This is a genomic window from Bartonella sp. AP57NXGY, assembly GCF_042195805.1.
Taxonomy (GTDB): domain Bacteria; phylum Pseudomonadota; class Alphaproteobacteria; order Rhizobiales; family Rhizobiaceae; genus Bartonella.
The window spans coordinates 22165-47223 of sequence record NZ_JBHIOZ010000004.1 but is presented as its reverse complement, the minus strand read 5'-3'; the positions used below and the strand labels follow the sequence as shown (position 1 = coordinate 47223).

Below are 25059 nucleotides of genomic sequence, written 5' to 3'. Positions count from 1 at the left end.
GCAGATTAAAAAAATTGAGTGTAGGATATTTTTTCTTAATAATATTTCACTCATAAATTTCCATAAATTATTTAGAACAATCTTCTCCTTAATTACAAAGAGCATATTTCATGCAAAAAATGAAACTACAAGAACTTAAAAGCAAAAATCCCGTTGAGCTTGTTTCTTTTGCTGAAACATTAGAAGTTGAAAATGCCTCCCTTATGCGCAAACAAGAATTAATGTTTGCTATCTTGAAAAAACTTGCTCTACAAGACGTTGAAATTATAGGAGAAGGTGTTGTTGAAGTTTTACAAGACGGATTTGGATTTTTGAGATCTGCTGATGCTAATTATCTTCCTGGTCCTGATGATATTTATCTTTCACCTGCACAAATACAGTCGTTTTCTTTAAAAACAGGCGATACAATTGAAGGTCCCATACGCAGTCCAAAAGAGGGAGAACGTTATTTTGCTCTCCTTAAAATTAATACAATTAATTTCGAAAAACCTGAAAAGATTCGTTATAAAATCCACTTTGATAATCTTACTCCTCTTTATTCAAATGAACGTTTCCAAATGGAAATACAAGATCCTACAGAGAAAGATATGTCATCACGCGTGATTGATTTGATATCTCCATTGGGAAAAGGACAAAGAGGGTTAATTGTAGCTCCTCCTCGGACGGGAAAAACAGTTTTACTTCAAAATATTGCTCATTCTATTACCACTAATCATCCTGAATGTTATCTCATTGTTCTTTTAATTGATGAACGACCAGAAGAAGTTACTGATATGCAGCGTTCAGTAAAAGGAGAAGTGGTTTCTTCTACTTTTGATGAACCTGCAATACGTCACGTACAAGTGGCAGAAATGGTCATTGAAAAAGCCAAACGTCTCGTTGAATATGGGCGTGATGTTGTTATTCTTCTCGATTCTATTACACGTCTTGGGCGTGCATATAATACAGTTGTTCCTTCTTCAGGTAAAGTTTTAACAGGTGGTGTGGATGCAAATGCCCTCCAGCGTCCAAAGCGTTTTTTTGGTGCAGCACGTAATATTGAAGAAGGCGGATCTTTAACCATTATTGCAACGGCTTTGATTGATACAGGAAGTCGTATGGATGAGGTTATTTTTGAAGAATTTAAAGGAACAGGTAATTCGGAAATTGTTCTTGATCGAAAAGTTGCTGATAAACGTATTTTCCCTGCTATGGATATTTTAAAGTCAGGAACGCGTAAGGAAGAACTTCTGGTAGAACGACAAGATTTACACAAAATTTTTGTTCTTCGTCGTATTTTAGCATCTATGAATGTAACAGATGCAATTGAATTTTTGATTGATAAATTAAAGCAAACAAAAAATAATAGTGAATTTTTTGATTCAATGAATACGTAGAGTCATTAAAGTTTTTATTAGGATAAAACCTGTGGATACAATCTTTGCTGTTTCGAGTGGATTGTTACCTTCAGGGGTTGCAGTCATTCGGCTTTCTGGTCCTCATGTTGTGGATATAGTTAAAACGCTTTGTGGTCGTTTACCTAAAGCACGTTTTATGCATTATGGAAATCTTACTGCTCGTGATGGTAGTTTTTTAGATTCTGGTTTAACTGTTTTTTTTCCTGCTCCTCATAGTTTTACGGGGGAAGATTGTGCAGAATTCCATTTACATGGAGGAAAAGCAGTCGTTAATCGTTTTCTCGATGAATTGTCGACATTTTCTGGATGCCGTATTGCAGAAGCAGGTGAATTTTCACGTCGTGCTTTTATGGAAGGAAAATTAGATCTTGTTCAAGCAGAAGGTCTTGCTGATTTAATAGAAGCAGAAACGGAAAGCCAACGGCGTTTAGCTGTTATGGGTACAAGTGGACATTTAACGACGCTTTATCGTGATTGGCGTCATAAGCTTATGAAGGCGCGTGCTTTTATTGAGGCAGAACTTGATTTTGTTGATGAAGCAGATATTCCCAACGCAATATCTGATAAAGTTTGGAAAGATGTTCAGGATCTTTGTACTTCTATTCGGGAATATATTACTGAAGGAGAACGTGCGAGTATTTTACGTGATGGATTAAAAATTGTTATTGCTGGTGCTCCAAATTCTGGAAAATCAAGCATTATGAATCGTCTTTCAGGAAGATCTGTTGCTATTGTAACGGAAGAAGCAGGAACAACCCGTGATGCTTTAGAAATGAGAATTATTCTTGGTGGTTTACCTGTTTTTTTAACCGATACTGCTGGTTTTAGAAAAACAGAAAATAAAATAGAACAGATGGGAATAGAAATTGCTAAACAGCATGTTAGGGAAGCTGATTTGGTTATTTTGGTTTATGATATAGGAAATCCTAAGCAAGTTGATTTACCAGAAACATCGGCTGAAATATGGTGTGTTGGCAATAAGCTTGATCTTTATGAAAAAAATGATCAGCGTTGGTCTATACAATTTTCCGCATTAACTGGTTTAAATTTTGATTATTTTATAAAAGAACTTGAATTATTTTGTCATCATCGTGCTTCTGAAATTGGAAATATTGTTCCAGCACGTAAAAGGCAACTTCAATTATTAAAGGAGGCTGTTAAAGAGATTGAATTTTCTCTTAATTATCATTCTCTTGATCTCAGTTTACGTGCAGAACATCTCCGTTGTGCAAGTGATTTTCTTGGGAAAATTACAGGAGATATTGATGTTGAAGATTTGCTTGATATTATTTTTTCAGAATTTTGTGTTGGTAAATAATGATTCACGTGAAACATTGATTATTTCATAGACAGATTATAAAGATTATGTAATTTATATCCTGTTTCACGTGAAACCTTAGAATATTTTCTACGGAATGAATTAAATGCAATCATATGATGTTGTTATTGTTGGTGGTGGTCATGCTGGCTGTGAAGCGGCTTCAGCTTCAGCACGTGTAGGAGCCAAAACAGCGCTTGTTACACATAAAATATCAGCACTGGGAACAATGTCGTGTAATCCTGCTATTGGTGGACTTGGAAAAGGGCATCTAGTTCGTGAAATAGATGCGTTAGATGGTCTTATGGGAAGAGCAGCGGATGCTGCTGGAATTCAGTTTAGACTACTTAATAGACGTAAAGGACCGGCAGTAAGAGGACCACGGACACAGGCAGATAGACAACTTTATAAAAAAGCAATTCAAAAATTATTAAAAGAACAAGAAAATCTTACTCTTATTGAGGATGAAGTTATTGATCTGGTTGTTAAAGATAATTGTGTATCAGGTGTTATTTTAAAAAAACAAGGAACAATTTTTTCTGGTGCTGTTGTTTTAACAACAGGTACGTTTTTAAATGGCTTTATTCATATTGGTAATAAAACATGGGCTGCTGGTCGTATGGGAGATCAGTCAAGTGTAAAACTTGCTGAACATTTGAAAAAATATCATATAAAACTTGGACGATTAAAAACAGGAACCCCTGCTCGTTTGAGTAAAAAAACAATTGCTTGGGAAGCTCTCCAAAAACAACAAGCAGATGAAAATCCCATACCCTTTTCTCTTTTAACAGAGAAAATTGAACAACCACAAATTGAATGTGCAATAACACGTACAAATGAGAAAACACATCAAATTATTCGCGAGAATATTTATCGCTCTGCTTTATATTCTGGAAATATTGAAGGGTTAGGACCACGTTATTGTCCTTCTGTTGAAGATAAAATTATTAAATTTGGAGAACGTGATGGACATCAGATCTTTCTGGAACCAGAAGGATTAAATGATGATACTGTTTATCCAAATGGTCTTTCTACTTCTCTTCCTGAAGATGTACAAATTTCTCTATTGAAAACCATTGAAGGATTGGAAAATGCTATAGTTTTGCAACCTGGTTATGCTATTGAATATGATTTTGTTAATCCACAACAATTAACGAGAAACTTAGAATTACGTTCTTTACCGGGTTTGTTCTTAGCAGGCCAAATTAATGGTACAACAGGATATGAAGAAGCAGCAGCACAAGGACTTTTAGCTGGATTAAATGCTGCACGTAAAGTAGGTAAATTAGATGAAATACTTATAAGTCGTTCTACTGCTTATATTGGTGTTATGATTGATGATTTGGTTTCACGTGGTGTTTGTGAACCTTATAGGATGTTTACATCACGTGCTGAATTTCGTTTATCTTTACGATCTGATAATGCTGATACGCGTTTAACACCTTTGGCACAAAAATGGGGTATTGTGAGTAAAATACGTTGGGAATGTTATCAGAAAAAACAACAACGGCTTGATCAAGCACGATCAATATGTCAAAATCTTTTTTTAACACCCAATGAAGCTTCTGCTCATGGATTACATGTTAATCATGATGGAATTCGGCGTTCGGCTTATGATTTTCTTGCTTATCCTCATATGACCTTAGAGCGTCTTTCAGATTTTTGGCCACAATTAAAAACAATTGATTCTAAAACAGCAGAATCTTTAGAAATTGAAGCACAATATGCGGTTTATTTAGATAAACAAGCACAAGATATTGCCTCTCTTCAGAGAGATGAGCGTTTAGAAATTCCTTCTTCTCTCGATGTTCAGGCAATTTCAGGTCTTTCAAATGAACTTAAATCAAAAATTCAAGAAGTGTCGCCGCGTTCAATTGCTGATGCACAAAAAATTGATGGCATGACACCCGCCGCGTTATCGCTTATTATTACACATATTCAACGTCAACGACGTGAAAAGGCTAAAACAGCTTAATGAATTTTTCTACAGAAAAAAAATATCAACAATTATTAAATATTGTTCCTTCTGTTTCACGTGAAACGATGGAAAATTTAATTCAGTTTGAGTCTTTAATACTTCAGTGGAATGCACATATTAATTTGATATCTGCTACAACTATACCAGATCTATGGACACGACATATTCTAGATTCAGCACAAATTTTTCCTTTGTATGCTCATTCTTTACATTGGTGTGATTTAGGATCAGGAGGAGGTTTTCCTGCAATTGTGATTGCTATCTTTTTGAAAGAAAAAAAAGCAGGACATATTAATCTTGTTGAAAGTAATGGGAAAAAAGTTGCTTTTTTGCGAACAGTTATTGCTCAACTTAATCTTCCAGCAACGGTTTATCACGCTAGAATTGAAGATATATATCAAAAAATTCCCATATCTGATATTATAACAGCACGGGGATTAGCGCCGCTTGATACTCTTTTACAACTCATTTTTCCTTTATTAACAGAAAAAACAATAGCTCTTTTGCAAAAAGGTCGGGATTACGCTACAGAAATAAAAAATGCCTCTGCCAATTGGCACTTTGATCTGTTAAAACATAAAAGTAAAGTTGATGAAAATTCTGTTATTTTGGAAATTTCTCATATTCGATCATATAGAGGGTAGAGCAAAATGAGCGAAACACGAATTATCGCTATTGCAAACCAAAAGGGTGGAGTCGGAAAAACAACCACAGCAATTAATCTTGCTACAGCTTTAGCGGCTATTGGTGAAAATGTCCTTATTATGGATGTTGATCCACAAGGTAATGCTAGTACAGGTTTAGGGATTGATCGTAATAGCCGTCCTTTATCTTCTTATGATGTTTTGGTTTCGGGCGTTTCAATTACACAGGCGGCTTTAAAAACAGCCGTACCCAATCTTTATATAGTTCCCTCTACACTTGATCTCTTAGGTGTGGAAATGGAAATTTCTTCATCAAAAGATCGCATACAACGCTTACGTAAAGCTCTCTATGATGATCCGGAAATGGAAAAAAAATTCAATTATATTTTAATTGATTGTCCTCCCTCCCTTAATCTTTTAACACTTAATGCTATGGGGGCTGCGGATTCTGTTTTAGTGCCTATGCAGTGTGAATTTTTAGCACTTGAAGGTTTAAGTCAATTACTTGAAACAGTAAAACAAGTGCGATCCGTACTTAATCCATCTTTAGAGATCCAAGGTATTGTTCTAACAATGTATGATGGACGTAATAACCTTTCAAATCAAGTTGTTGAAGATGTACGTTCTTTTATGGGAGATAAAGTTTATCGTACTGTTATTCCACGAAATGTAAGAGTATCAGAAGCGCCTTCTTTTGGCAAACCTGTATTGCTTTATGATCTTAAATGTGCTGGGAGCCAAGCTTATTTGCGTCTAGCATCAGAAATGATTCAACGTGAAAAACAAGCACGTGCTGCTGCTTAAAAATGTAAAATTTTTTGTAAGAAAACTCAAAGAGCAAAATTATGAACGATGATCTATCAAAAAAAAGACTAGGACGTGGATTAGCGGCATTGATTGGAGATATCAATTTAAACAACAATATTGCACGTTCATCAAGCTTTGATAAATTAAATGAATCCGGTAGTCTTTCTGAGCGATTTATTTCTATTGAATCTATTTCATGTAATCCTCACAATCCTCGGCGTCATTTTACTGAAACAGAGCTTGATAATTTGACACAATCAATTCGTCAACACGGTGTGGTTCAACCGGTTATTGTGAGGCCTTTAAGAGATCATCCTCATCGGTTTGAATTGATTGCGGGTGAACGGCGCTGGCGTGCAGCACAACGTGCAAATTTAAGTCAATTACCCGTTATTATTCGTGATGTGGACGATAAAACGGCTTTGGAATTGGCAATTATTGAAAATGTTCAACGTGCAGATCTTAATCCTATCGAAGAAGCAAAGGGATATGAGATGCTTCTAAATGAACATGATTATACGCAAGTAGATTTAGCGCAAGTTATAGGAAAAAGTCGTAGTCATGTTGCAAATACGCTTCGTTTGTTAAAACTTCCAGAAAAAGTACAACAATTCTTAACTGATGGACAACTTTCTGCAGGTCATGCACGTTGTCTTATAACCGTTGATGATCCACAAAATTTAGCTGAGAAAATTATTCGTGAAGGGCTTTCAGTACGTCAAACAGAAATACTTGCATATGAGCAAGCTAATCCTAAAACTAAAAAGCGTACCAATACGGAGAAAGATGCTGAAACAAAATCTTTAGAAAAATTACTTGCAGATGTGATAGGAATGAAAGTTATTATTCGACATGGTAAAAAAGGTGGAGATTTAAAAATACATTACTCTTCATTAGAACAATTAGATGAAATTTGTCGGCGTTTACAAAGTTAATCAATTGTTCTAAAAAGATTTTTTTAACAGTTATCTTTTAAAATTTTTATTATTCTATACATATGCTCTTTAGCAAATTCTATATTTCTTGCAGGTAAAGAGTTTTTTTCATAAGTAGAATTTTCTTCATCAGTAAGTACATACAATGTCGCTTGAAGTGCTAGGTGAGCAACAACAAAATCTTTCGGTGTTATATTATTTTCTTTTAAAATATTTACAAGTTTTGGATTATTAAAAATATAGGAAGCGTATTTTTCAATATTATCATCATAAGTACTGAGATCACTTTTTGTATTTGTTTGTTCTGGTTCTGAAGATAAATTTCTACATTCTGCTTTGATTTTTTCCAGCTTTAAAAGAATATCTTCTGTTAAGGGATAATTTGCAATGAAAGGCGGTATAAAAGAAGGATCATCTATTTCTTGTTTTTTTTCTTGAGCGTATGATACAAAAGGAAAAATGAAGAAAAAACACAATAGAAGTTTAAACATGACGAAAAATTATCCTTTCTTTTTTGAATTTCAATAAATATTTTTCCGTCTGTTATTCTTTATTTTTAGAAAAACATTTGTAAATATAATCGAAATAAAAACAATTATTAGGAATGGTAAAAACACGGTGTTTTTTTAATGCACGTACTTTTTTATTAGATTAATGGGATAATATTTTTTAATGTCTCATAGCTGATTAGTTGCTCAAAATGAGTTTTTCACAGCTATTTAAAAGAATTGTTGCTTTGTAAAAATGTTTTTTAACAAATTCAAGATTGTTTAGAAATATAGTATTTTTCTCAGTAGAATATTCCTTTTCAGGTACAAATATGAGAAGCGCTGATATTTCTTTAAGTGCTAAGGTTCCCGCAGCAAAATCTTTCGGTGTTATATTATTTTCTTTTAAAATATTCACAAGTTTTGGTTTACTAGAAATATAGGTAGTGTAGTTTTCAATACTAGAGTGGATACTAGAATCATAAGTTATAAGATTATTTTTTGTTTCTGGAAGTAAGTTTTTACATTCTTTTTCAATTTTTTCCAGCTTTAAAAGAAAATCTTCTGTTAAGGGATAATTTGCAATGAGAGGTGCTATAAGAGAAGAATTATCTGTTTCCTTTTCCTCTGCCATTGTTTGTTGAATATGTATCACGAAAAGAAAAAGCAGGAACAAACGTAATACGAACTTACGCATGGTTAAAAATTGTCCTTTCTTCTTCGAACTTCAGCAAAAACTTCTTCATCTGTTTTTTCTTCCATTACAAGGTTCTTTCGCAATACACTATCATCCCAGCGGAGAAAGGGATTGGTGGCTTTTTCTTGCCCTAAGGTTACTGGTAAAGTCATAGCGTTTTTTGCACGTAGCAAAAAAACTTCCTCTATTCTTTGGTGGAGTTTTTTATTATGTGGGTCAATTGTTAGTGCGAAAAGAGCGTTATTTTTTGTATATTCGTGTCCACAATAGAGAAGTGTTTCATCAGGAAGTTTACGAAGTTTTTTTAAAGAATTCAGCATTTGTGCTGGTTTTCCTTCGAAAAGACGTCCACAGCCCAATGAAAAAAGTGTATCTCCAGCAAAGAGTAAATTCTTTTCAGGAAAATAGTAAGATAATGCGCCTAGAGTATGACCAGGTGTTGAAAGAGCTAAAAGAAGGAGTGAGCCAAAAGAAAAACTTTCATCAGGTTGAAGTGTTTTATCAAGATGATTGATCTTTTCTTTTTCTGCTTCTGGTCCGATAACCGTAGCGTTGTAAACTTGTTTTAATTCTGATAGGGCTTCTACATGGTCGTGATGATGATGAGTTACAAAAATAGTGTTAAGTGTCCAATTGTGGCGCTTTAAGGCATTGTGAATCGCTTTGCCTTCAGGAGCATCTATTGCAGCTGTCATACCACTTTTTTCATCATGAAGGAGTACACCGAAATTGTCTTCTCGACAAATAAACTGTTCAATCAACATATTTTTTCTCCCGAACAGTGTTTGGCGATGAATCTATAAAATAATCGGTAGTGATGATTTTTTTAAGAATCAGATTTGTCCTCTTCTGTAAAAAGTCCTTTTGAATGTTTTATAATTATAGGCATTTGGGTAAGCATGAAAAGGACTGTTATAGGCATGACGCCAAATACTTTGAAACTTGTCCAGAAATTATCGCTAAAATTACGCCAAATTATTTCATTCAAAATGGCAAGAAAAATGAAAAAAAACGCCCAACGATAGGTAAGTTTTTGCCAACCTAAATCATCAAGTTTTAAGGTAGAATCAAGAGCATAACGTAAAAGTGGTTTTTTAAAAAACATCCCTCCAAAAAGTATAAAAGCAAATAAGCTATTAATGATTGTTGGTTTCATTTTTATGAAAGTTTCATTATGAAGCCAGAGAGTTAGAAAGCCAAAAACTAAAACAAATATTCCTGAAATAAGAGGCATAATAGGAATTTGTCTTGCAAGGATCCATGATAAGCTTAGGGAAATAATAATAGCCACCATAAAAATAGCTGTTGCAGGGAAAATAGGCTTACTAAAATTTTGAAAAAATCCAATGTTTTTTATCAGCCATTCTCCCTTATAATTGGCAAAAAAGAAGGCAACCAATGGACCCATTTCCAAAAGAAACTTAAGTGTTGGTGAGAGAGAAATTTTTTTATTGTTATTCATCTTTTTTTCAGAATTATTGTGTAAATTAAGATTAGATAAAGGCTGTTTCATGCGTGTTTTCCTGCAATAGTTTCGGCAAAGTCAGAAGCAGAAAAGGGTTGAAGGTCTTCAATATCTTCTCCTATACCGATAAAATAAACGGGTAATTTATATTTTGCTGCGATAGCGACAAGAATTCCTCCTCGTGCAGTCCCATCTAGCTTTGTCATAACTAAACCATTAACACCAGCAATATCACTGAAAATGTCCACTTGGTTGAGTGCATTTTGTCCGGTTGTTGCATCAAGAGTTTGAAGGATTGTGTGGGGTGCTTGGGGGGTGTGTTTTTTTAAAACACGAATAATTTTTGCCAACTCATCCATTAATTCAGATTTATTTTGTAAACGCCCTGCTGTATCAATAATTAATACATCACTGTTTGTTTTTTTTGCTTTTTCATAAGCATCAAATGCTAAGCTGGCGGCATCTGCACCCAATTTTGTCGAAATAACAGGAGAATTGGTACGTTCACCCCAAATGTGTAGTTGCTCAATAGCAGCGGCTCGGAAAGTATCACCTGCTGCCAGCATAACTTTTAATCCCCCTTCTGTTAATTTGGCTGAAAGTTTTCCAATAGTTGTCGTTTTTCCAGTGCCATTTACACCTACCAGCAAAATAACATGAGGTTTATGGCTGAGATCAAGTTCTAATGGTATTGCAACAGGTTCCAGAACTTTTTTGACCTCATCAGCTACAATAGTATGAATATCATCTGGGGAGAGGTTTTTTCCGTAACGACTGGAAGCTAAAGTATTTGTGATGCGTGTTGCCGTCTCTACACCTATGTCAGCTTGGATAAGAATATCTTCGAGCTCTTGCAGTGTATCTTCATCAAGTTTTCTTTTAACAAAGAGATCGCCAATTGATCCGCTTAGGCGTTGTGAAGAAAGGGATAGGCCTTTTTTAAGGCGCCCAAACCACGCTGTCTTTTTTTGTTCAACAGAAGGTTCAGATAAAATTTCTTCATTCTTTTTTTCACGGATGTTGTCTGTGACAATAATTTTACCAGAAAAGGGAATTTTATCAGAATGGGATTCTAGAAATGGAGATTTTTCATCATATTTTGTAAGTATTGACTCTGGATTTTTTGTTTGTTCTTCTTTTTCTGTGTTTATAGAGATTTGATTATTTTTTGTCTTTTCATTTTTGTCTTTATTTTCTTCTATTATATCGCTTTTATCAGGAATAGAAATCTGTTGTTCAATTTCTTGCTCTTGAGATTTGTTAAAAGAGAATATTTTTTTTATAAAAGATTTAGTCATAAGAATTCTCCTGCTCAAGCAGCGTTTAATTTTGGAGGGACAGCAATCAATTTATCGCCATCATGATCAACGATAAGGGCTTGAACAATTGTTCCTGCTTTTGCACCTTTAACTTGTACAAGAGTATAATCTTCTGTTCGTCCGATTTCATCTTTTTCAACGAGAATTGTTTGTAGACTGTTTTGTAAATGAGCAAGATGCTTTTGGTAAGCCATATCACCTGCTTTACGCAATTTTTCAGCACGCAGCTTAACTATTTTACGGTTGATTTGTGGCATACGTGCGGCAGGTGTTCCTTCTCTTGGACTAAAGGGGAAGACATGGAGATGGGTTAAATTACAATCTTTGATTAAGGCAAGACTATTTTGAAACATCTCTTCTGTTTCTGTAGGAAAACCAGCAATTAAGTCGGCACCATAAACCATTGTAGAACGTTTGGCACGCAATTCTTGGCAAAATTGAATGGCATGTTCGCGCAGATGACGCCGTTTCATCCGTTTTAAAATCATATTATCACCTGCTTGCAAAGATAAATGCAAATGGGGCATGATTCTTGTTTCATAAGCTAAAAGATTTATGAGTTCTTCGTCTGCTTCAATAGAGTCAATAGATGAGAGGCGTAATCGGGCTAAGTCAGGGACATGATGCAAAATAGCTGAAGTTAATTTTCCTAGAGTAGCTTTTCCAGGAAGATCGTGGCCATAACTTGTAAGGTCAACACCTGTAAGGACCACTTCTTGGATACCCCCACCTATCAGCTTTTTAATTTGTTCTATGACAGCACCCATGGGAACTGAACGAGATGGTCCTCGTCCATAAGGAATAATGCAAAATGTACAGCGGTGATCGCATCCGTTTTGTACCTGTACAAAAGCGCGGGTGCGCTCTTGCATTGCACTGACCATATGTGGAGCAATTTTTTGTACTTCCATAATGTCATTGATATGCACCTTTTCAGAATGATTAATACCAAAATCAGGAAGTTGACGATAAGAATGAGCGTGAAGTTTATCTTCGTTTCCTAAAACAAGATCTACTTCTGTCATTGAGGCAAAATTTTGTGCTTCTGTTTGGGCTGCACACCCTGTTACAATGATACGCGCATGAGGATTTTCACGTCTTGCTTTGCGGATAGCTTGTTTTGCTTGTCGTACGGCTTCGGCAGTGACAGCACAGGTATTAAAGATAATAGCACCATCTTTAAGTTGATCTAGCCCTGAAGAAGTACTTTCTTTGCGAATGATTTCCGATTCGTAGCTATTAAGTCGACAACCAAAAGTTACAATTTCTATTGCCATCAGGAGTGATCCTTTTTGTAACACCCTGTTAAAGGGCTTAAAAAACCACTAAAGTGATATTTAATTGGTCCTGTCATGATAATATGATCGTCTTCTCGGTAAAAAATATTAAGTTTTCCCTTTGGTAAATTTACATCAACATGGCGCTCTGTAAGTCCACGACGATAAGCAGCCACTGCACTTGCACAAGCAGCACTCCCACATGCTTGTGTTAATCCTGCCCCTCGCTCCCATGTACGTAAATTTAGACTTTTCTTTGACGTTATGCAAGCAATGGAAATATTGCACCGTTCGGGAAACAGGGGATCATGTTCAAGTTTTGGCCCATATTTTTCTAATGGAATATGTTGAATATCATTTTCAACAAAAAAGATAGCATGGAGATTGCCAATGGATATGAGACAAGCGTCTTTTAGGGGACCAGCGATAATTTCTACGTGATTGGTATCAACTATTTCACGTGAAACAGGCATCTCTTTTGCATTGAAATTTGGGCATCCCATATCAACAGAAATGAGATTATCGGTTTGGTATTTTCCTTCAATAATTCCAGCGGGAGTTTCTAAATGAAATTTTTCACCAAAATTGTGATCTTTAAGCCATGCGATGACACAGCGGGTACCATTGCCACAAGCTTTAGCCATTGATCCGTCGGCATTCCATATTTCTATGCGGAAGTCGGTTTTTTTCTGGGTTGGTGTGTGGATAGCCATGATTTGATCAAAATGCATTTCAGGATCTGCCGACAAAGCAAGGATTGCTTGTGGTGTAAGAGCGTATGTGCTTTCACGCATATCAACAACAATAATTTGATTTCCAAGACCGTCCATTTTGCTAAATGGCGTTTTCATGAAACTTCTCTATTTCTAATGATTACTTATAAAAAGATATATGACTGAAAATATTATAAATTTCTAGTGTTTAATAAATATAAAATTGGGCACATAAATTATTTCTTTTAAAATAAGTGATTTTAACCTGTTTTTTTTAATTTGTTAATTTATCTTTGTAACTATAACAAATATTCGCTTAATTTTTTTGTGAACTTATTTATTGTCGTGGGAGAGAGTACAGACATGGCGTTTTCAAAAGTTTCGTTTTTCGTTGCACTATCAACTGTAATGTTTTTAGGGGGATGTTCAACAACACGGTTTGATGGTAATGACGATGGTAACGCATTAGAAGTTTTTTATCCATCTCAACAAATGACAATATTAGAAGCGTCTGATCTGTCGTCTACTTCTTCGTCGATATCTGAAGATGCAAACGCTCCGATGTATGAAAAAGGAGATTCTCAGAGCGATGGACGAATGGCTAGTCTCGAATTGCCAAGTAATGCTACTGATTTATTTCCTGCAAGTGTTGCTGGGGTGTGGAATCTTTCTATGGGAGGAAAAGTTTGCCGGATTGCAACTCCACAAACAAAGTTTGGACAAGGGTACCGTGCTGGTCCTTTACACTGTCCAGGAATTGCTTCCCAAGTGAGATCGTGGGCTGTTAAAGGAAAAAGATTATATTTTTATAATAACTCTGGACGTGTTATCCTCGTTCTTTATTCTTCAAATGTTGATCGTTTTGAGGGACGTACACTTGATGATCATCCCGTTATTTTAAGTCGTTAAATTATTTTTGATCGTTTATGACAAACTAAACTAGACGGACAGATTCTTGAAAAGTATTTGTATTTTTCATTGAGATCGGTTTGAAAAAGGTTTTTTGGATGATTCTCGTTTCAACATGTTATAAGGAGCTTGTTGCTAAAGGAGAGGTTTGTTTTGATCCCGCTCAATTAGCTATAACAGAATATTTTGATCATTTATTAAAAAAAATTGCGGAACAAAATATCTCTCATCCTTTGCCTTGGATATTTTGCTCTTTCTTTAACAGAATATTTAAAAGGAAAAAACAAAATATTTCTTGTGTTGTAAAACAAGGAGATGAAACAGGTTTTTTTCAGGGACTGTATATTTATGGTGAAGTAGGACGGGGCAAAACCATGCTGATGGATTTGTTCTTTTCTTGTTTGCCTAAAGGTCATAAAAAGCGTGCCCATTTTAATGATTTTATGGCTGATGTGCATGAGCGTATTAATTTTTATCGTCAAGCATCTGGGTGTGCAAAATTTAAACAAGATAATCCTATTTTAGCTGTTGCTGAGGATCTTGCACGAGAAGCAAAAGTACTTTGTTTTGATGAGTTTAGTGTAACGGATATTGCTGATGCTATGGTATTGGGGCGGCTTATTTCTGCTCTGTTTGATAAAGGAATTTTCTTTATTGCGACTTCAAATGTGGCGCCAGATAACCTTTATTGTAACGGTTTAAATCGTGAGCTCTTTTTGCCTTTTATTCAAGTTTTGAAAGCATATGTTCGTGTTGTTAATCTTGATGCAAAAACAGATTATCGCCTTGAAAAATCAAATCTACAACAGATGTATGTATCGCCGTTGGGGGTTCAAGCAAATGAATATATGGATCAAGCATGGACACTTGTATTGCAAGGACATAAGGAGATGTCTGATGAGCTTTCTATAAAAGGGCGCTTTATTCCTATTCCGCGCTTTGGTGCAGGATGTGCTCGTTTTGATTATGGGGATTTATGTGCAAAGCCTTTGGCCGCGGCTGAATATTTGTTATTAGGAAAGCATTATCATACGATTTTTATTGATAATGTACCGGTCATGGATGATACATGTCGTAATGAAACAAAACGGTTTATTTTGCTTATTGATATTCTTTATGAGCGCCACATACGGTTGTTTATGTCGGCAGCCGCAGGGATAGGGGATTTGTATAAAGGGCATGCGCAGATTACGGAAACATTTGAATTTCAAAGAACACAATCACGTCTTTTCGAAATGCAAAGCTACGATTATTTAAAACTTTGGGAAGAACATTTTCTTTTGAAGAAGAAGCATTGATTATACTTTTACCTTTACGTAAACTGTCAAAACAATAACTTTTTGAAATTAAAGAAATATAATAATTCTGTTGTATTTTTTTTAAATTCACTTTATCGATACATCGTGATAATTTTCTAATAGTTGTTTCAGCGGAGGGTTGTTGTTTCTGTAAGGAGATAAATTTGTAAATTTCATTTCTTTACTCCTTTTTATGATATTGTTTGAATATGGTTGAAGTCAAAAATATTCAGTATACGGACGTTGATTGGGTGTGCGCTGAATTATCTAAAAGTTAGGAAAAAATAAAATGGCACGGAAAAAAATAGCTCTCATTGGTTCAGGTATGATTGGTGGTACTTTAGCACATATTATTGGGCTTAAAGAGCTTGCTGATGTGGTCTTATTTGATATTACAGAAGGTGTGCCACAAGGTAAGGCTCTAGATATAGCCGAATCTTCTCCTGTTGATGGTTTTGATATCAGTCTAAAAGGTGCTAATGCTTATGAAGCAATTGAAGGTGCTGATGTTGTTATTGTAACAGCAGGCGTTGCGCGAAAACCTGGTATGAGTCGTGATGAACTTTTGGGCATTAATTTAAAGGTTATGGAACAAGTTGGAGCTGGAATTAAAAAATACGCTTCTTCAGCGTTTGTTATTTGTATTACCAATCCCCTTGATGCGATGGTGTGGGCATTGCAGAAATTTTCAGGTCTCCCTACACATAAAGTGGTTGGTATGGCAGGTGTTCTTGATTCAGCGCGTTTTCGTCATTTCTTATCTGAGGAATTTAAGGTCTCTATTAAAGATGTGACAGCGTTTGTTTTAGGGGGCCACGGTGATACAATGGTTCCTCTCGTGCGTTATTCAACGGTTGGTGGTATTTCTTTGCCTGATCTTATAAAGATGGGCTGGACAACACAGGGAAGAATTGATCAAATTATCCAGCGTACCCGTGATGGCGGTGCAGAAATTGTTGGTTTGTTAAAAACAGGTTCTGCTTATTATGCACCAGCAGCTTCTGCTGTTTCTATGGCTGAGGCCTACCTAAAGGATACTAAGCGTGTTGTGCCTGTTGCAGCTTATCTTTCAGGAGAATATGGGGTTAATGATACTTACGTTGGTGTTCCTGTTGTACTTGGTGCAGGTGGTGTTGAACGAGTCATTGAAATTGATCTTGATAAAGAAGAAAGAGGTGCTTTTGATCATTCAGTAAATGCGGTTAAAAAGCTTTGTGAAGCTTGTATTGCTCTTGTACCTAGTCTCAAGTAAATTGAACAAGATTTAATTCATTAAAATAAGTATTTAGAATGTTAAAACTTTAGGATTAATAAGATCCATAAAAGAAAAGGACAAATGCATGAATATCCATGAGTATCAGGCCAAACGTCTGCTTCATGAATATGGAGCACCAATTGCAAATGGTGTCGCTGTTTATTCTGTAGAGCAAGCTGAAAAATGGGCGGAAAAATTGCCCGGACCTCTCTATGTGGTTAAAAGTCAGATACACGCTGGTGGTCGTGGTAAGGGTAAGTTTAAAGAACTTGGTCCTGATGCAAAGGGTGGTGTTCGGCTTGCACAATCTGTTGAAGAAGTTGTTGCAAATGTTCAAGAAATGCTTGGAAAAACTTTGGTAACCAAACAAACTGGTCCAGAGGGTAAGCAGGTCAACCGCCTTTATATTGAAGATGGTGCCGATATTGAACGGGAGCTTTATCTTTCACTTTTGGTTGATCGTAGCGTTGGTCGAATTGCTTTTGTTGTTTCAACAGAAGGTGGAATGGATATTGAAACGGTTGCTGAAGAGACACCAGAAAAAATATTCACGCTTCCCATTGATGCTGTAGAGGGTGTTACTTCTGCTGATTGTGCAAGACTTTGTGATGCGTTGAAACTACAAAGTAGTGCGCGAGAAGATGGTGAAAAGCTTTTTCCGATTCTCTATAAGGCATTTTGTGAAAAAGATATGAGCCTTTTAGAAATCAATCCGCTTATTGTGATGAAAGATGGTCACTTGCGTGTTCTTGATGCGAAAGTTTCTTTTGATAATAATGCTCTGTTTCGTCATCCAGATATTTTAGAATTGCGCGATCTTTCAGAAGAAGATCCAAAGGAAATAGAAGCATCAAAGCATGATCTTGCTTATGTTGCTCTTGAGGGTACGATTGGTTGCATGGTTAATGGTGCTGGGCTTGCTATGGCAACAATGGATATCATTAAGCTTTATGGAGCAGAGCCAGCGAATTTTTTGGATGTTGGTGGTGGAGCATCAAAAGAAAAGGTGACAGCTGCTTTTAAAATTATTACGGCCGATCCAAATGTTAAGGGCATTTTGGTTAACATTTTTGGTGGTATTATGCGTTGTGATGTCATTGCTGAAGGTGTGGTTGCTGCTGTTCGTGAGGTTGGTTTAAAGGTTCCCTTGGTTGTTCGTCTTGAAGGTACTAATGTTGAGCAAGGTAAAGCAATTATCAATGAGAGTGGTTTGAATGTTATTCCTGCTGATGATTTAGATGATGCTGCCCAAAAAATTGTTGCAGCCGTGAAGGGAGCTTAAGCTATGTCAATTCTTGTGAATAAAGAGACAAAAGTTCTAGTTCAAGGGCTTACAGGAAAAACAGGAACGTTTCATACAGAACAGGCGCTTGCTTATCATGGTACGCAAATGGTTGGTGGCGTTAATCCTAAAAAGGGTGGAGAAACATGGGAAGGTTCAGAAGGCGAAACTCTTCCTATTTTCGCTAATGTTGCAGAAGCAAAAGAAAAAACAGGTGCAGATGCTTCCGTTATTTATGTTCCTCCTGCAGGGGCTGCTGCAGCTATTATAGAGGCTATAGAAGCTGAAGTTCGTTTAATTATCTGTATTACGGAAGGTATTCCCGTTATGGATATGGTTAAAGTGAAGGCGCGATTAGAAAACTCAAAGTCTCGTCTTATTGGTCCTAATTGTCCCGGTATTCTTACACCAAATGAATGTAAAATTGGTATTATGCCTGGTTCTATTTTTAGAAAAGGTTCTGTTGGGGTTGTCTCGAGGTCGGGAACTTTAACTTATGAAGCCGTTTTTCAAACGAGTCAGGAAGGTCTCGGACAAACAACTGCTATAGGGATTGGTGGCGATCCTGTTAAGGGCACTGAATTTATTGATGTGTTGGAAATGTTTTTAGCGGATGATGAAACCGAGTCTATTGTTATGATTGGTGAGATTGGTGGTTCTGCTGAAGAAGAAGCAGCACAGTTTTTGCAAGATGAAGCAAGAAAAGGTCGTAAAAAGCCAGTTGTTGGCTTTATTGCTGGCCGTACGGCTCCTCCAGGACGGACAATGGGACATGCTGGTGCTGTTATTTCTGGTGGTAAAGGTGGAGCAGAAGATAAAATTGCGGCAATGGAATCAGCAGGGATTCGTGTATCTTCTTCGCCATCACAGATAGGTAAGACTTTGATGTCAGTTTTGAAAGGCTAAAAGAAAGTTTCACCTGAATAAGAAAAGGTTCTTAGATTCAGGTGAAAAAGCTTGAGTATAAAAAGGTAAAACTTTTTTGAATGTTCGAATCACTGCTTGTTTGTAAGCATTTAAAGGTCAAAAAGAGATATAAGGAGACGGAATAAATGTTCCGGAGAAGTATATGGCAAGGCAGGACGAAATAAATAGCCTTTTTGCACAGACATCATTTCTTTATGGTGGGAATGCGGATTATATAGATCAACTTTATGCTCAATATGAAAAAGATCCTACCAGTGTTGATTCACAGTGGCGTGCTTTTTTTGAAGGACTTCATGATAATAAAGAAGATGTTCTTAAAAATGCTGAAGGAGCAACATGGCAGCGTGATCATTGGCCATTAAAAGCAGAGGGTGAATTGATTTCTGCTCTTGATGGTGATTGGTCTTCTCTTGAAAAATATTTTGGCGATAAATTAAAGGAAAAAGCAATAACAGGTGCTGCACAAAAGGGAAAAACTTCCAGTGAACAAGATATTATTCGTGCAACACGTGATTCCGTTCATGCAATTATGATGATTCGTGCGTTTCGAGAACGGGGACATCTTCATGCGCAACTTGACCCTCTTCAATTGGCCGAAAAACAAGAAGATTATAAGGAACTTTCTCCAGAAGCTTATGGTTTTACTCCAGCTGATTACGAGCGTCCCATTTTTATTGATAATGTTTTAGGGTTGGAATATGCAACTATTCCGCAAATGCTTGAGATTCTCAATCGTACCTATTGTTCAACAATCGGTGTGGAATATATGCATGTTTCTGATTCGGTTCAGAAAGTATGGCTTCAAGAACGCATTGAAGGGCGAGATAAAAAAAATTCTTTCACACAACAAGACAAGAAAGCTATTCTGAATAAGCTTATTCAGGCAGAGGGATTCGAACAGTTTTTAGACACTAAATATAAAGGTACAAAGCGTTTTGGACTCGATGGTGGTGAGGCGCTGATTCCCGCTCTTGAACAGATTATCAAATGTGGTAGTGCTTTGGGGGTTAGGGAAGTTATTTTAGGAATGGCACATCGTGGTCGTTTAAATGTTCTTTCACAAGTTCTTGCCAAACCGCATAGGGCTATTTTTCATGAATTCAAAGGGGGATCTTACAAGCCTGATGATGTGGAGGGATCCGGTGATGTCAAATATCATTTGGGAACTACCGCTGATCTGGACTTTGATGGTAAAAAAGTTCATTTATCGCTGTTAGCCAATCCATCTCATCTTGAGATTGTTGATCCGGTTGTCATGGGAAAAGCACGTGCTAAACAAGATCAACTTATGGGACCTGCGCATACTGATTTACTCCCATTAAGTGAGCGTTCAAAAGTGATGCCATTGCTTATTCATGGTGATGCCGCTTTTGCAGGACAAGGCGTTATCCAAGAAACTTTTGGTCTTTCAGGTCTTAAAGGTTATCGTGTTGCAGGCTCACTTCATGTTATTATCAATAACCAGATTGGTTTTACAACATCTCCACGTTTTTCACGTTCTTCGCCTTATCCATCAGATGTCGCAAAAATGATTGATGCACCAATTTTCCATGTGAATGGTGATGATCCTGAGGCGGTTGTTTTTGTTGCCAAAATAGCAACAGAGTTTCGCCAAATTTTCCATAAACCAGTGGTTATTGATATGTTTTGTTATCGCCGTTATGGGCATAATGAAGGTGATGAACCTTCCTTTACGCAGCCGCTTATGTATAAAGCAATTCGTAATCATAAAACAACACTTCAACTTTATAGTGACCAATTGGTAGCAGAAGGAATGATTTCTTCAGAAGAGATTGAGCAACAAAAAAAATTATGGCGCGATAAGCTTGAAGGTGAACTTGAAGCGAGTGCTTCTTATAAGCCTAATAAGGCTGATTGGCTTGATGGAAGCTGGACGGGACTCAAAGCTTTTAGTAGTTCTGATGAGCAGCATTCTAGAGCAACCGGTGTTGAAGTAAAAACTTTAAAGGAAATTGGTCAGAAAATTGTTGAAATTCCGGCGAATTTTCACGTTCACAAAACCATTCAACGTTTTTTAAATAATCGTGCTAAAATTTTTGAAACCGGTGAGGGTGTTGACTGGGCAACCGCTGAAGCTTTAGCTTTTGGTTCACTTTGTTTGGAAGGTGCACCGGTTCGTCTTTCCGGTGAAGATGTTGAACGGGGAACTTTTTCACAACGTCATTCAGTTCTTTATGACCAAGAAAATGAGGCGCGTTATATTCCTTTGAATCATTTACAAAAGGGGCAAGCGCTTTATGACGTTGTTAATTCTATGCTTTCTGAAGAAGCTGTTCTTGGTTTTGAATATGGATATTCTCTTGCTGAACCACGAGGATTAACACTTTGGGAAGCACAATTTGGTGATTTCTCTAATGGTGCACAGGTCATTTTTGATCAATTTATTTCATCCGCAGAGCGTAAGTGGCTTCGTATGTCTGGTCTTGTGTGTTTATTGCCTCATGGTTTTGAAGGGCAAGGGCCGGAGCATTCTTCTGCACGTTTAGAACGGTTTCTTCAACTTTGTGCGGAAGATAATATGCAGGTTGCTAATTGTACAACCCCTGCAAATTATTTTCATATTTTGCGTCGACAAATTAAGCGTGATTTCCGGAAGCCATTGATTTTGATGACACCGAAATCACTTTTACGTCATAAGAGAGCTGTTTCTTTTCTCAATGAAATGGGGCCAGAAACAAGTTTTTGTCGTGTGTTGCTTGATGATGCAGAATGTCTCAGAGATTCTGTCATTAAGTTGCAAAAAGATAATAAGATTCGCCGTGTCGTTCTTTGTACTGGTAAGGTTTATTACGACCTTTATGAAGAACGTGAAAAAAGGGGTATTGATGATGTTTACCTCCTTCGTGTTGAACAGCTTTATCCTTTCCCTGCAAAAGTTTTGGTGAATGTATTATCGCGCTTTTTGCAGGCGGAAGTTTTTTGGTGCCAAGAGGAACCAAAAAACATGGGGGCTTGGTCATTTATTGAGCCTTATTTGGAATGGGTTTTGACGCATATTAATGCGCAATATTCACGTGCTCGTTATGCAGGACGTCCTGCGAGTGCGTCACCGGCCTCTGGGTTAATGGTGAAACACCTTGAACAACTGGCTGCGTTTCTTAAAGACGCGTTAGGTTCTTAATTTATTACTACTCTGATGTATGGAAAAATATTATGACTACTGAAATTCGTGTTCCTACTTTGGGCGAATCGGTTACCGAAGCAACGGTTGGCAAATGGTTTAAAAAACTTGGCGAAGCTGTCGCTATGGATGAGCCTTTGGTTGAATTAGAAACTGATAAGGTAACCGTTGAAGTTCCTTCTCCTGTTGCTGGGAAATTATCTGAAATCATTGCAAAAGAAGGCGATACGGTTGAAGTAAATGCTCTTTTAGGAGTGGTGAAAGCTGGAGAAGCTGGTATCTCCCAATCACTTTCACCTTCTGCTACACTTGTTCCAGCGGCTTCATCTGAATCGGAGAAGCCTGCTTTGAGCAGTGCAATGCCTCCTTCTCCTTCAGCAGCAAAATTGATGGCTGAAAATAATGTTGCAAAAAGCGATATTTCAGGTTCTGGAAAACGTGGACAAATTCTTAAAGAAGATGTTCTTGGTGGATTAAAACAAAGTACAAATGCTCCTACACCCTCTTCTTCTGCGACGAGTTCTTCGGCACCTCCTGTCCAAGAAACACGTGAAGAGCGGGTTCGTATGACGAAATTGCGTCAAACAATTGCTCGCCGTCTTAAAGATGCACAAAATGTAGCAGCAATGTTAACCACATTTAATGAGGTTGATATGTCAGCGGTGATGGATTTGCGCAAGCGTTATAAGGATCTTTTTGAAAAGAAACATGGTGTTAAGCTTGGTTTTATGGGTTTTTTTACCAAGGCTGTTTGTCATGCATTAAAAGAACTTCCTGCTGTTAATGCAGAGATTGATGGGACAGATATTGTTTACAAAAACTATGTCAATGTTGGAATTGCTGTTGGAACGGATAAAGGGCTTGTTGTTCCAGTGGTGCGAGATGCAGATCAAATGTCATTGGCAGAGATTGAAAAAGAGATTGGTCGTTTGGGGCGTCTTGCGCGTGATGGAAAATTAGCCGTTTCTGATATGCAGGGCGGAACTTTTACCATTACCAATGGTGGTGTGTATGGATCGTTGATGTCAACACCGATTTTGAATGCACCACAATCTGGTATTTTGGGAATGCATGCGATTAAAGAGCGAGCAATGGTTGTTGAGGGTCAAGTTGTGATCCGCCCCATGATGTATTTAGCGCTTTCTTATGATCACCGTATTGTGGATGGGCAAGAAGCTGTGACTTTCCTTGTGCGTGTTAAGGAAAGCTTAGAAGATCCGGAACGCCTTGTTCTTGATTTGTAAAATACAGTTTTCAGGATGAAAGGAGAAACGGATGTCTTATGATGTGGCTGTGATCGGAGCGGGTCCAGGTGGTTATGTAGCAGCAATAAAAGCGGCGCAACTGGGACTTAAAGTAGCAATTATTGAAAAGCGTACAACATTAGGAGGAACATGTCTCAACGTTGGTTGTATTCCTTCTAAAGCGTTGCTGCATGCTTCAGAAGTGTTTTCTGAAACCCAGCATGGTTTTGAAACGCTTGGTATTTCTATTGGTAAATCTAAGCTTAATCTTGAACAAATGATGGTTCATAAGAAAGCTGTGGTGACAGCCAATACGAGTGGTGTTTCTTTTTTGATGAAAAAAAATAAAGTTGATACTTTTTTTGGGACAGCCAAAATTTTGAGTGCGGGTCATGTGGAAGTTGTTGCCAGAGATGGTAATAAACAAACAATTGAGACAAAAAATATTATTATTGCTACCGGTTCAGAGAGTTCAGGCATTCCAGGGGTGAATGTTGAAATTGATGAAAAGACTATTGTTTCTTCTACGGGAGCTCTTTCACTTGAAAAAGTACCAACGCATATGATTGTAGTAGGTGCTGGTGTCATTGGTTCAGAACTTGGATCAGTTTGGAGCCGTTTAGGTGCTAAAGTGACCATTATTGAGTATCTTAATAAAGTTTTGGGCTCAATGGATGGTGAAGTTTCACGGCAATTTCAGAAATTAATGGAAAAACAGGGGATTGAATATAAAACGGGTGCAAAGGTAACAGCTGTTACACAATCTGGCTCAACTGCTCAGGTGAGCTTTGAATCTGTCAAAGGTGGTGAATCTGAAACTTTAGAGGCTGATGTTGTGCTTATTGCTACTGGACGTTCTCCTTATACAGAGGGGCTTGGATTACAAGAGGCTGGTGTTCAGTTAGATGAACGCGGATTTATTGCAATTGATGCTCATTGGCAGACGAATGTTCCAGGAATTTATGCGATTGGTGATGTCGTAAAAGGACCAATGCTAGCACATAAAGCAGAGGAAGAAGGCGTTGCTGTGGCAGAAATTTTGGCAGGTCAAAAAGGGCATGTTAATTTTGATGTTATTCCTAGTGTTGTTTATACACAGCCGGAAATTGCGAGTGTAGGAAGGACAGAAGAAGAGCTAAAAACTGCTGGTATTGAATATAATGTTGGCAAATTTCCTTTTATGGCCAATGGTCGTGCACGTGCAATGCAAAAGAGTGATGGGTTCGTTAAAATCCTTTCTGATAAAAAAACAGATCGGGTATTAGGGGGGCATATTCTTGGATTTGGTGCTGGTGAAATGATCCATGAAATTGCAGTTTTAATGGAATTTGGAGGTTCATCAGAAGATCTGGGACGTTGTTGCCATGCACATCCTACCTTATCAGAAGCCGTGCGTGAGGCAGCTTTGGCAACATTTGCTAAACCACTTCATATTTAAAAAGCTTTTAAAAAGTAAATTTTAAAAGGCACATGAGGCAGAAAATATTTGTGAAGCATGCAACAACATTTTAAAACTTTAAAAAAGAATATAACCAATTGTATTGAAATGTTCCATTTGTTGTATGCTTTTCGATAATTACTGTTTTAGATATCTGTTGTGCAGTTTTGATTGATTATTCTGTTGTGCACTATCGTTTAGAGCGGTGGTGTTTAGTCTATGTAAAGTTTTATATATGGGGTAGTTTTTATACTGTTATAAAATATTTAAGATAGGATTCTGAGCCTATCTGGGTGCTTTGTGTTAAGAAGACATCTCTCAAAATGCTCAAATCTACTTCGCGAGGGTGTTCGTGAATGGTATAGCTGTAAAAGTTCCTCTTGAAATATATGAAATTCATTCAAACTGTTATAAGACCTATTGTGCACCATCATCTTTATGTTTAGTAAAAGTACACGCTGGCATTATAATACACTTTTTCAGTTCTTAATATTGCTAAAGCTCTTTATTATTTGAGAATTTTCAT

At 37.0% G+C, this 25059-nt stretch carries 21 protein-coding genes; 14 read left to right on the top strand and 7 right to left on the bottom strand.

The window, feature by feature from the left end; genetic code table 11:
• Positions 1 to 110: 110 nt before the first annotated feature.
• From rho to ACFIL8_RS01305, 6 genes are all read left to right on the top strand, one after another.
• A complete protein-coding gene (rho, locus tag ACFIL8_RS01330) occupies positions 111 to 1376 on the top strand; it encodes a transcription termination factor Rho (protein ID WP_015857121.1) in 1266 nt (421 codons plus the stop codon).
• A gap of 31 nt (positions 1377 to 1407) precedes the next feature.
• Positions 1408 to 2715: a tRNA uridine-5-carboxymethylaminomethyl(34) synthesis GTPase MnmE gene (gene mnmE, locus ACFIL8_RS01325; RefSeq protein ID WP_375688776.1), complete on the top strand. Its 1308-nt coding sequence runs from the start codon at positions 1408 to 1410 to the stop codon at positions 2713 to 2715.
• A gap of 106 nt (positions 2716 to 2821) precedes the next feature.
• Positions 2822 to 4690: a tRNA uridine-5-carboxymethylaminomethyl(34) synthesis enzyme MnmG gene (gene mnmG / locus ACFIL8_RS01320; protein WP_375688774.1), complete on the top strand. Its 1869-nt coding sequence runs from the start codon at positions 2822 to 2824 to the stop codon at positions 4688 to 4690.
• Positions 4690 to 5337: a 16S rRNA (guanine(527)-N(7))-methyltransferase RsmG gene (rsmG, locus tag ACFIL8_RS01315; RefSeq protein WP_375611339.1), complete on the top strand. Its 648-nt coding sequence runs from the start codon at positions 4690 to 4692 to the stop codon at positions 5335 to 5337. Before mnmG ends, rsmG begins: the two co-directional genes overlap by 1 nt.
• Positions 5338 to 5343: 6 nt before the next feature.
• Positions 5344 to 6141 (top strand): ParA family protein, encoded by a 798-nt coding sequence (locus ACFIL8_RS01310; protein WP_273790170.1) that lies wholly within the window; start codon positions 5344 to 5346, stop codon positions 6139 to 6141.
• A gap of 41 nt (positions 6142 to 6182) precedes the next feature.
• Positions 6183 to 7079 (top strand): ParB/RepB/Spo0J family partition protein, encoded by an 897-nt coding sequence (locus ACFIL8_RS01305; RefSeq protein WP_375612765.1) that lies wholly within the window; start codon positions 6183 to 6185, stop codon positions 7077 to 7079.
• A gap of 23 nt (positions 7080 to 7102) precedes the next feature.
• Here ACFIL8_RS01305 and ACFIL8_RS01300 read toward each other — a convergent pair whose 3' ends face one another.
• From ACFIL8_RS01300 to dapF, 7 genes are all read right to left on the bottom strand, one after another.
• A complete protein-coding gene (locus ACFIL8_RS01300) occupies positions 7103 to 7570 on the bottom strand; it encodes a hypothetical protein (RefSeq protein ID WP_375611337.1) in 468 nt (155 codons plus the stop codon).
• Positions 7571 to 7766: 196 nt separating this feature from the next.
• Entirely contained in the window at positions 7767 to 8264 is a 498-nt protein-coding gene (locus ACFIL8_RS01295; RefSeq protein WP_375612763.1) for a hypothetical protein, read from the bottom strand.
• A gap of 2 nt (positions 8265 to 8266) precedes the next feature.
• Positions 8267 to 9028, bottom strand: a complete 762-nt coding sequence (gloB, locus tag ACFIL8_RS01290; protein WP_375628534.1) for a hydroxyacylglutathione hydrolase — start codon at positions 9026 to 9028, stop codon at positions 8267 to 8269.
• A gap of 62 nt (positions 9029 to 9090) precedes the next feature.
• Positions 9091 to 9777: a septation protein A gene (locus tag ACFIL8_RS01285; protein WP_375620900.1), complete on the bottom strand. Its 687-nt coding sequence runs from the start codon at positions 9775 to 9777 to the stop codon at positions 9091 to 9093.
• The gene (ftsY, locus tag ACFIL8_RS01280; protein WP_375638139.1) at positions 9774 to 11027 is read right to left on the bottom strand and encodes a signal recognition particle-docking protein FtsY; all 1254 of its coding nucleotides are present in this window, start codon (positions 11025 to 11027) and stop codon (positions 9774 to 9776) included. Before ftsY ends, ACFIL8_RS01285 begins: the two co-directional genes overlap by 4 nt.
• A gap of 14 nt (positions 11028 to 11041) precedes the next feature.
• Positions 11042 to 12325 carry a tRNA (N(6)-L-threonylcarbamoyladenosine(37)-C(2))-methylthiotransferase MtaB gene (mtaB, locus tag ACFIL8_RS01275; RefSeq protein ID WP_375612759.1) on the bottom strand — a complete coding sequence of 428 codons (1284 nt, stop codon included), beginning with the start codon at positions 12323 to 12325 and terminating at the stop codon, positions 11042 to 11044.
• The gene (dapF, locus tag ACFIL8_RS01270) at positions 12325 to 13176 is read right to left on the bottom strand and encodes a diaminopimelate epimerase (protein ID WP_375628539.1); all 852 of its coding nucleotides are present in this window, start codon (positions 13174 to 13176) and stop codon (positions 12325 to 12327) included. The genes mtaB and dapF overlap by 1 nt, the downstream gene beginning before the upstream one ends.
• Before the next feature lie 225 nt (positions 13177 to 13401).
• On the opposite strand from dapF, the gene ACFIL8_RS01265 reads away from it, so the two are divergent.
• The 8 genes from ACFIL8_RS01265 to lpdA all read left to right on the top strand — a co-directional run bounded on the left by ACFIL8_RS01265 (position 13402) and on the right by lpdA (position 24533).
• Positions 13402 to 13947: an AprI/Inh family metalloprotease inhibitor gene (locus tag ACFIL8_RS01265; RefSeq protein WP_375620904.1), complete on the top strand. Its 546-nt coding sequence runs from the start codon at positions 13402 to 13404 to the stop codon at positions 13945 to 13947.
• Positions 13948 to 14045: 98 nt separating this feature from the next.
• On the top strand, positions 14046 to 15245 hold the full coding sequence (gene zapE, locus ACFIL8_RS01260) for a cell division protein ZapE (RefSeq protein ID WP_375668172.1): 1200 nt from the start codon (positions 14046 to 14048) through the stop codon (positions 15243 to 15245).
• A gap of 289 nt (positions 15246 to 15534) precedes the next feature.
• Positions 15535 to 16497 (top strand): malate dehydrogenase, encoded by a 963-nt coding sequence (mdh, locus tag ACFIL8_RS01255; protein WP_375628541.1) that lies wholly within the window; start codon positions 15535 to 15537, stop codon positions 16495 to 16497.
• Between the two features lie 88 nt (positions 16498 to 16585).
• Entirely contained in the window at positions 16586 to 17782 is a 1197-nt protein-coding gene (sucC, locus tag ACFIL8_RS01250; RefSeq protein WP_375612755.1) for an ADP-forming succinate--CoA ligase subunit beta, read from the top strand.
• 3 nt (positions 17783 to 17785) lie between these two features.
• Complete coding sequence (sucD, locus tag ACFIL8_RS01245) at positions 17786 to 18688, top strand: succinate--CoA ligase subunit alpha (RefSeq protein WP_375628543.1); 903 nt, start codon at positions 17786 to 17788, stop codon at positions 18686 to 18688.
• A gap of 163 nt (positions 18689 to 18851) precedes the next feature.
• On the top strand, positions 18852 to 21851 hold the full coding sequence (locus tag ACFIL8_RS01240; RefSeq protein ID WP_375688772.1) for a 2-oxoglutarate dehydrogenase E1 component: 3000 nt from the start codon (positions 18852 to 18854) through the stop codon (positions 21849 to 21851).
• 32 nt (positions 21852 to 21883) lie between these two features.
• Positions 21884 to 23095, top strand: a complete 1212-nt coding sequence (odhB, locus tag ACFIL8_RS01235) for a 2-oxoglutarate dehydrogenase complex dihydrolipoyllysine-residue succinyltransferase (protein WP_375612752.1) — start codon at positions 21884 to 21886, stop codon at positions 23093 to 23095.
• Positions 23096 to 23126: 31 nt separating this feature from the next.
• Positions 23127 to 24533: a dihydrolipoyl dehydrogenase gene (lpdA, locus tag ACFIL8_RS01230; protein WP_375611323.1), complete on the top strand. Its 1407-nt coding sequence runs from the start codon at positions 23127 to 23129 to the stop codon at positions 24531 to 24533.
• Positions 24534 to 25059: the final 526 nt, after the last annotated feature.

What these genes read in the sequence shown, in the direction of transcription:
- rho (WP_015857121.1), top strand. Translation starts at nt 111, where the DNA reads ATGCAAAAAATGAAACTACAAGAACTTAAAAGCAAAAATCCCGTTGAG.
- mnmG (WP_375688774.1), top strand. Translation starts at nt 2,822, where the DNA reads ATGCAATCATATGATGTTGTTATTGTTGGTGGTGGTCATGCTGGCTGT.
- rsmG (WP_375611339.1), top strand. Translation starts at nt 4,690, where the DNA reads ATGAATTTTTCTACAGAAAAAAAATATCAACAATTATTAAATATTGTT.
- ACFIL8_RS01310 (WP_273790170.1), top strand. Translation starts at nt 5,344, where the DNA reads ATGAGCGAAACACGAATTATCGCTATTGCAAACCAAAAGGGTGGAGTC.
- ACFIL8_RS01305 (WP_375612765.1), top strand. Translation starts at nt 6,183, where the DNA reads ATGAACGATGATCTATCAAAAAAAAGACTAGGACGTGGATTAGCGGCA.
- ACFIL8_RS01300 (WP_375611337.1), bottom strand. Translation starts at nt 7,570, where the DNA reads ATGTTTAAACTTCTATTGTGTTTTTTCTTCATTTTTCCTTTTGTATCA.
- ACFIL8_RS01295 (WP_375612763.1), bottom strand. Translation starts at nt 8,264, where the DNA reads ATGCGTAAGTTCGTATTACGTTTGTTCCTGCTTTTTCTTTTCGTGATA.
- gloB (WP_375628534.1), bottom strand. Translation starts at nt 9,028, where the DNA reads ATGTTGATTGAACAGTTTATTTGTCGAGAAGACAATTTCGGTGTACTC.
- ACFIL8_RS01285 (WP_375620900.1), bottom strand. Translation starts at nt 9,777, where the DNA reads ATGAAACAGCCTTTATCTAATCTTAATTTACACAATAATTCTGAAAAA.
- ftsY (WP_375638139.1), bottom strand. Translation starts at nt 11,027, where the DNA reads ATGACTAAATCTTTTATAAAAAAAATATTCTCTTTTAACAAATCTCAA.
- mtaB (WP_375612759.1), bottom strand. Translation starts at nt 12,325, where the DNA reads ATGGCAATAGAAATTGTAACTTTTGGTTGTCGACTTAATAGCTACGAA.
- dapF (WP_375628539.1), bottom strand. Translation starts at nt 13,176, where the DNA reads ATGAAAACGCCATTTAGCAAAATGGACGGTCTTGGAAATCAAATTATT.
- ACFIL8_RS01265 (WP_375620904.1), top strand. Translation starts at nt 13,402, where the DNA reads ATGGCGTTTTCAAAAGTTTCGTTTTTCGTTGCACTATCAACTGTAATG.
- zapE (WP_375668172.1), top strand. Translation starts at nt 14,046, where the DNA reads ATGATTCTCGTTTCAACATGTTATAAGGAGCTTGTTGCTAAAGGAGAG.
- mdh (WP_375628541.1), top strand. Translation starts at nt 15,535, where the DNA reads ATGGCACGGAAAAAAATAGCTCTCATTGGTTCAGGTATGATTGGTGGT.
- sucC (WP_375612755.1), top strand. Translation starts at nt 16,586, where the DNA reads ATGAATATCCATGAGTATCAGGCCAAACGTCTGCTTCATGAATATGGA.
- sucD (WP_375628543.1), top strand. Translation starts at nt 17,786, where the DNA reads ATGTCAATTCTTGTGAATAAAGAGACAAAAGTTCTAGTTCAAGGGCTT.
- ACFIL8_RS01240 (WP_375688772.1), top strand. Translation starts at nt 18,852, where the DNA reads ATGGCAAGGCAGGACGAAATAAATAGCCTTTTTGCACAGACATCATTT.
- odhB (WP_375612752.1), top strand. Translation starts at nt 21,884, where the DNA reads ATGACTACTGAAATTCGTGTTCCTACTTTGGGCGAATCGGTTACCGAA.
- lpdA (WP_375611323.1), top strand. Translation starts at nt 23,127, where the DNA reads ATGTCTTATGATGTGGCTGTGATCGGAGCGGGTCCAGGTGGTTATGTA.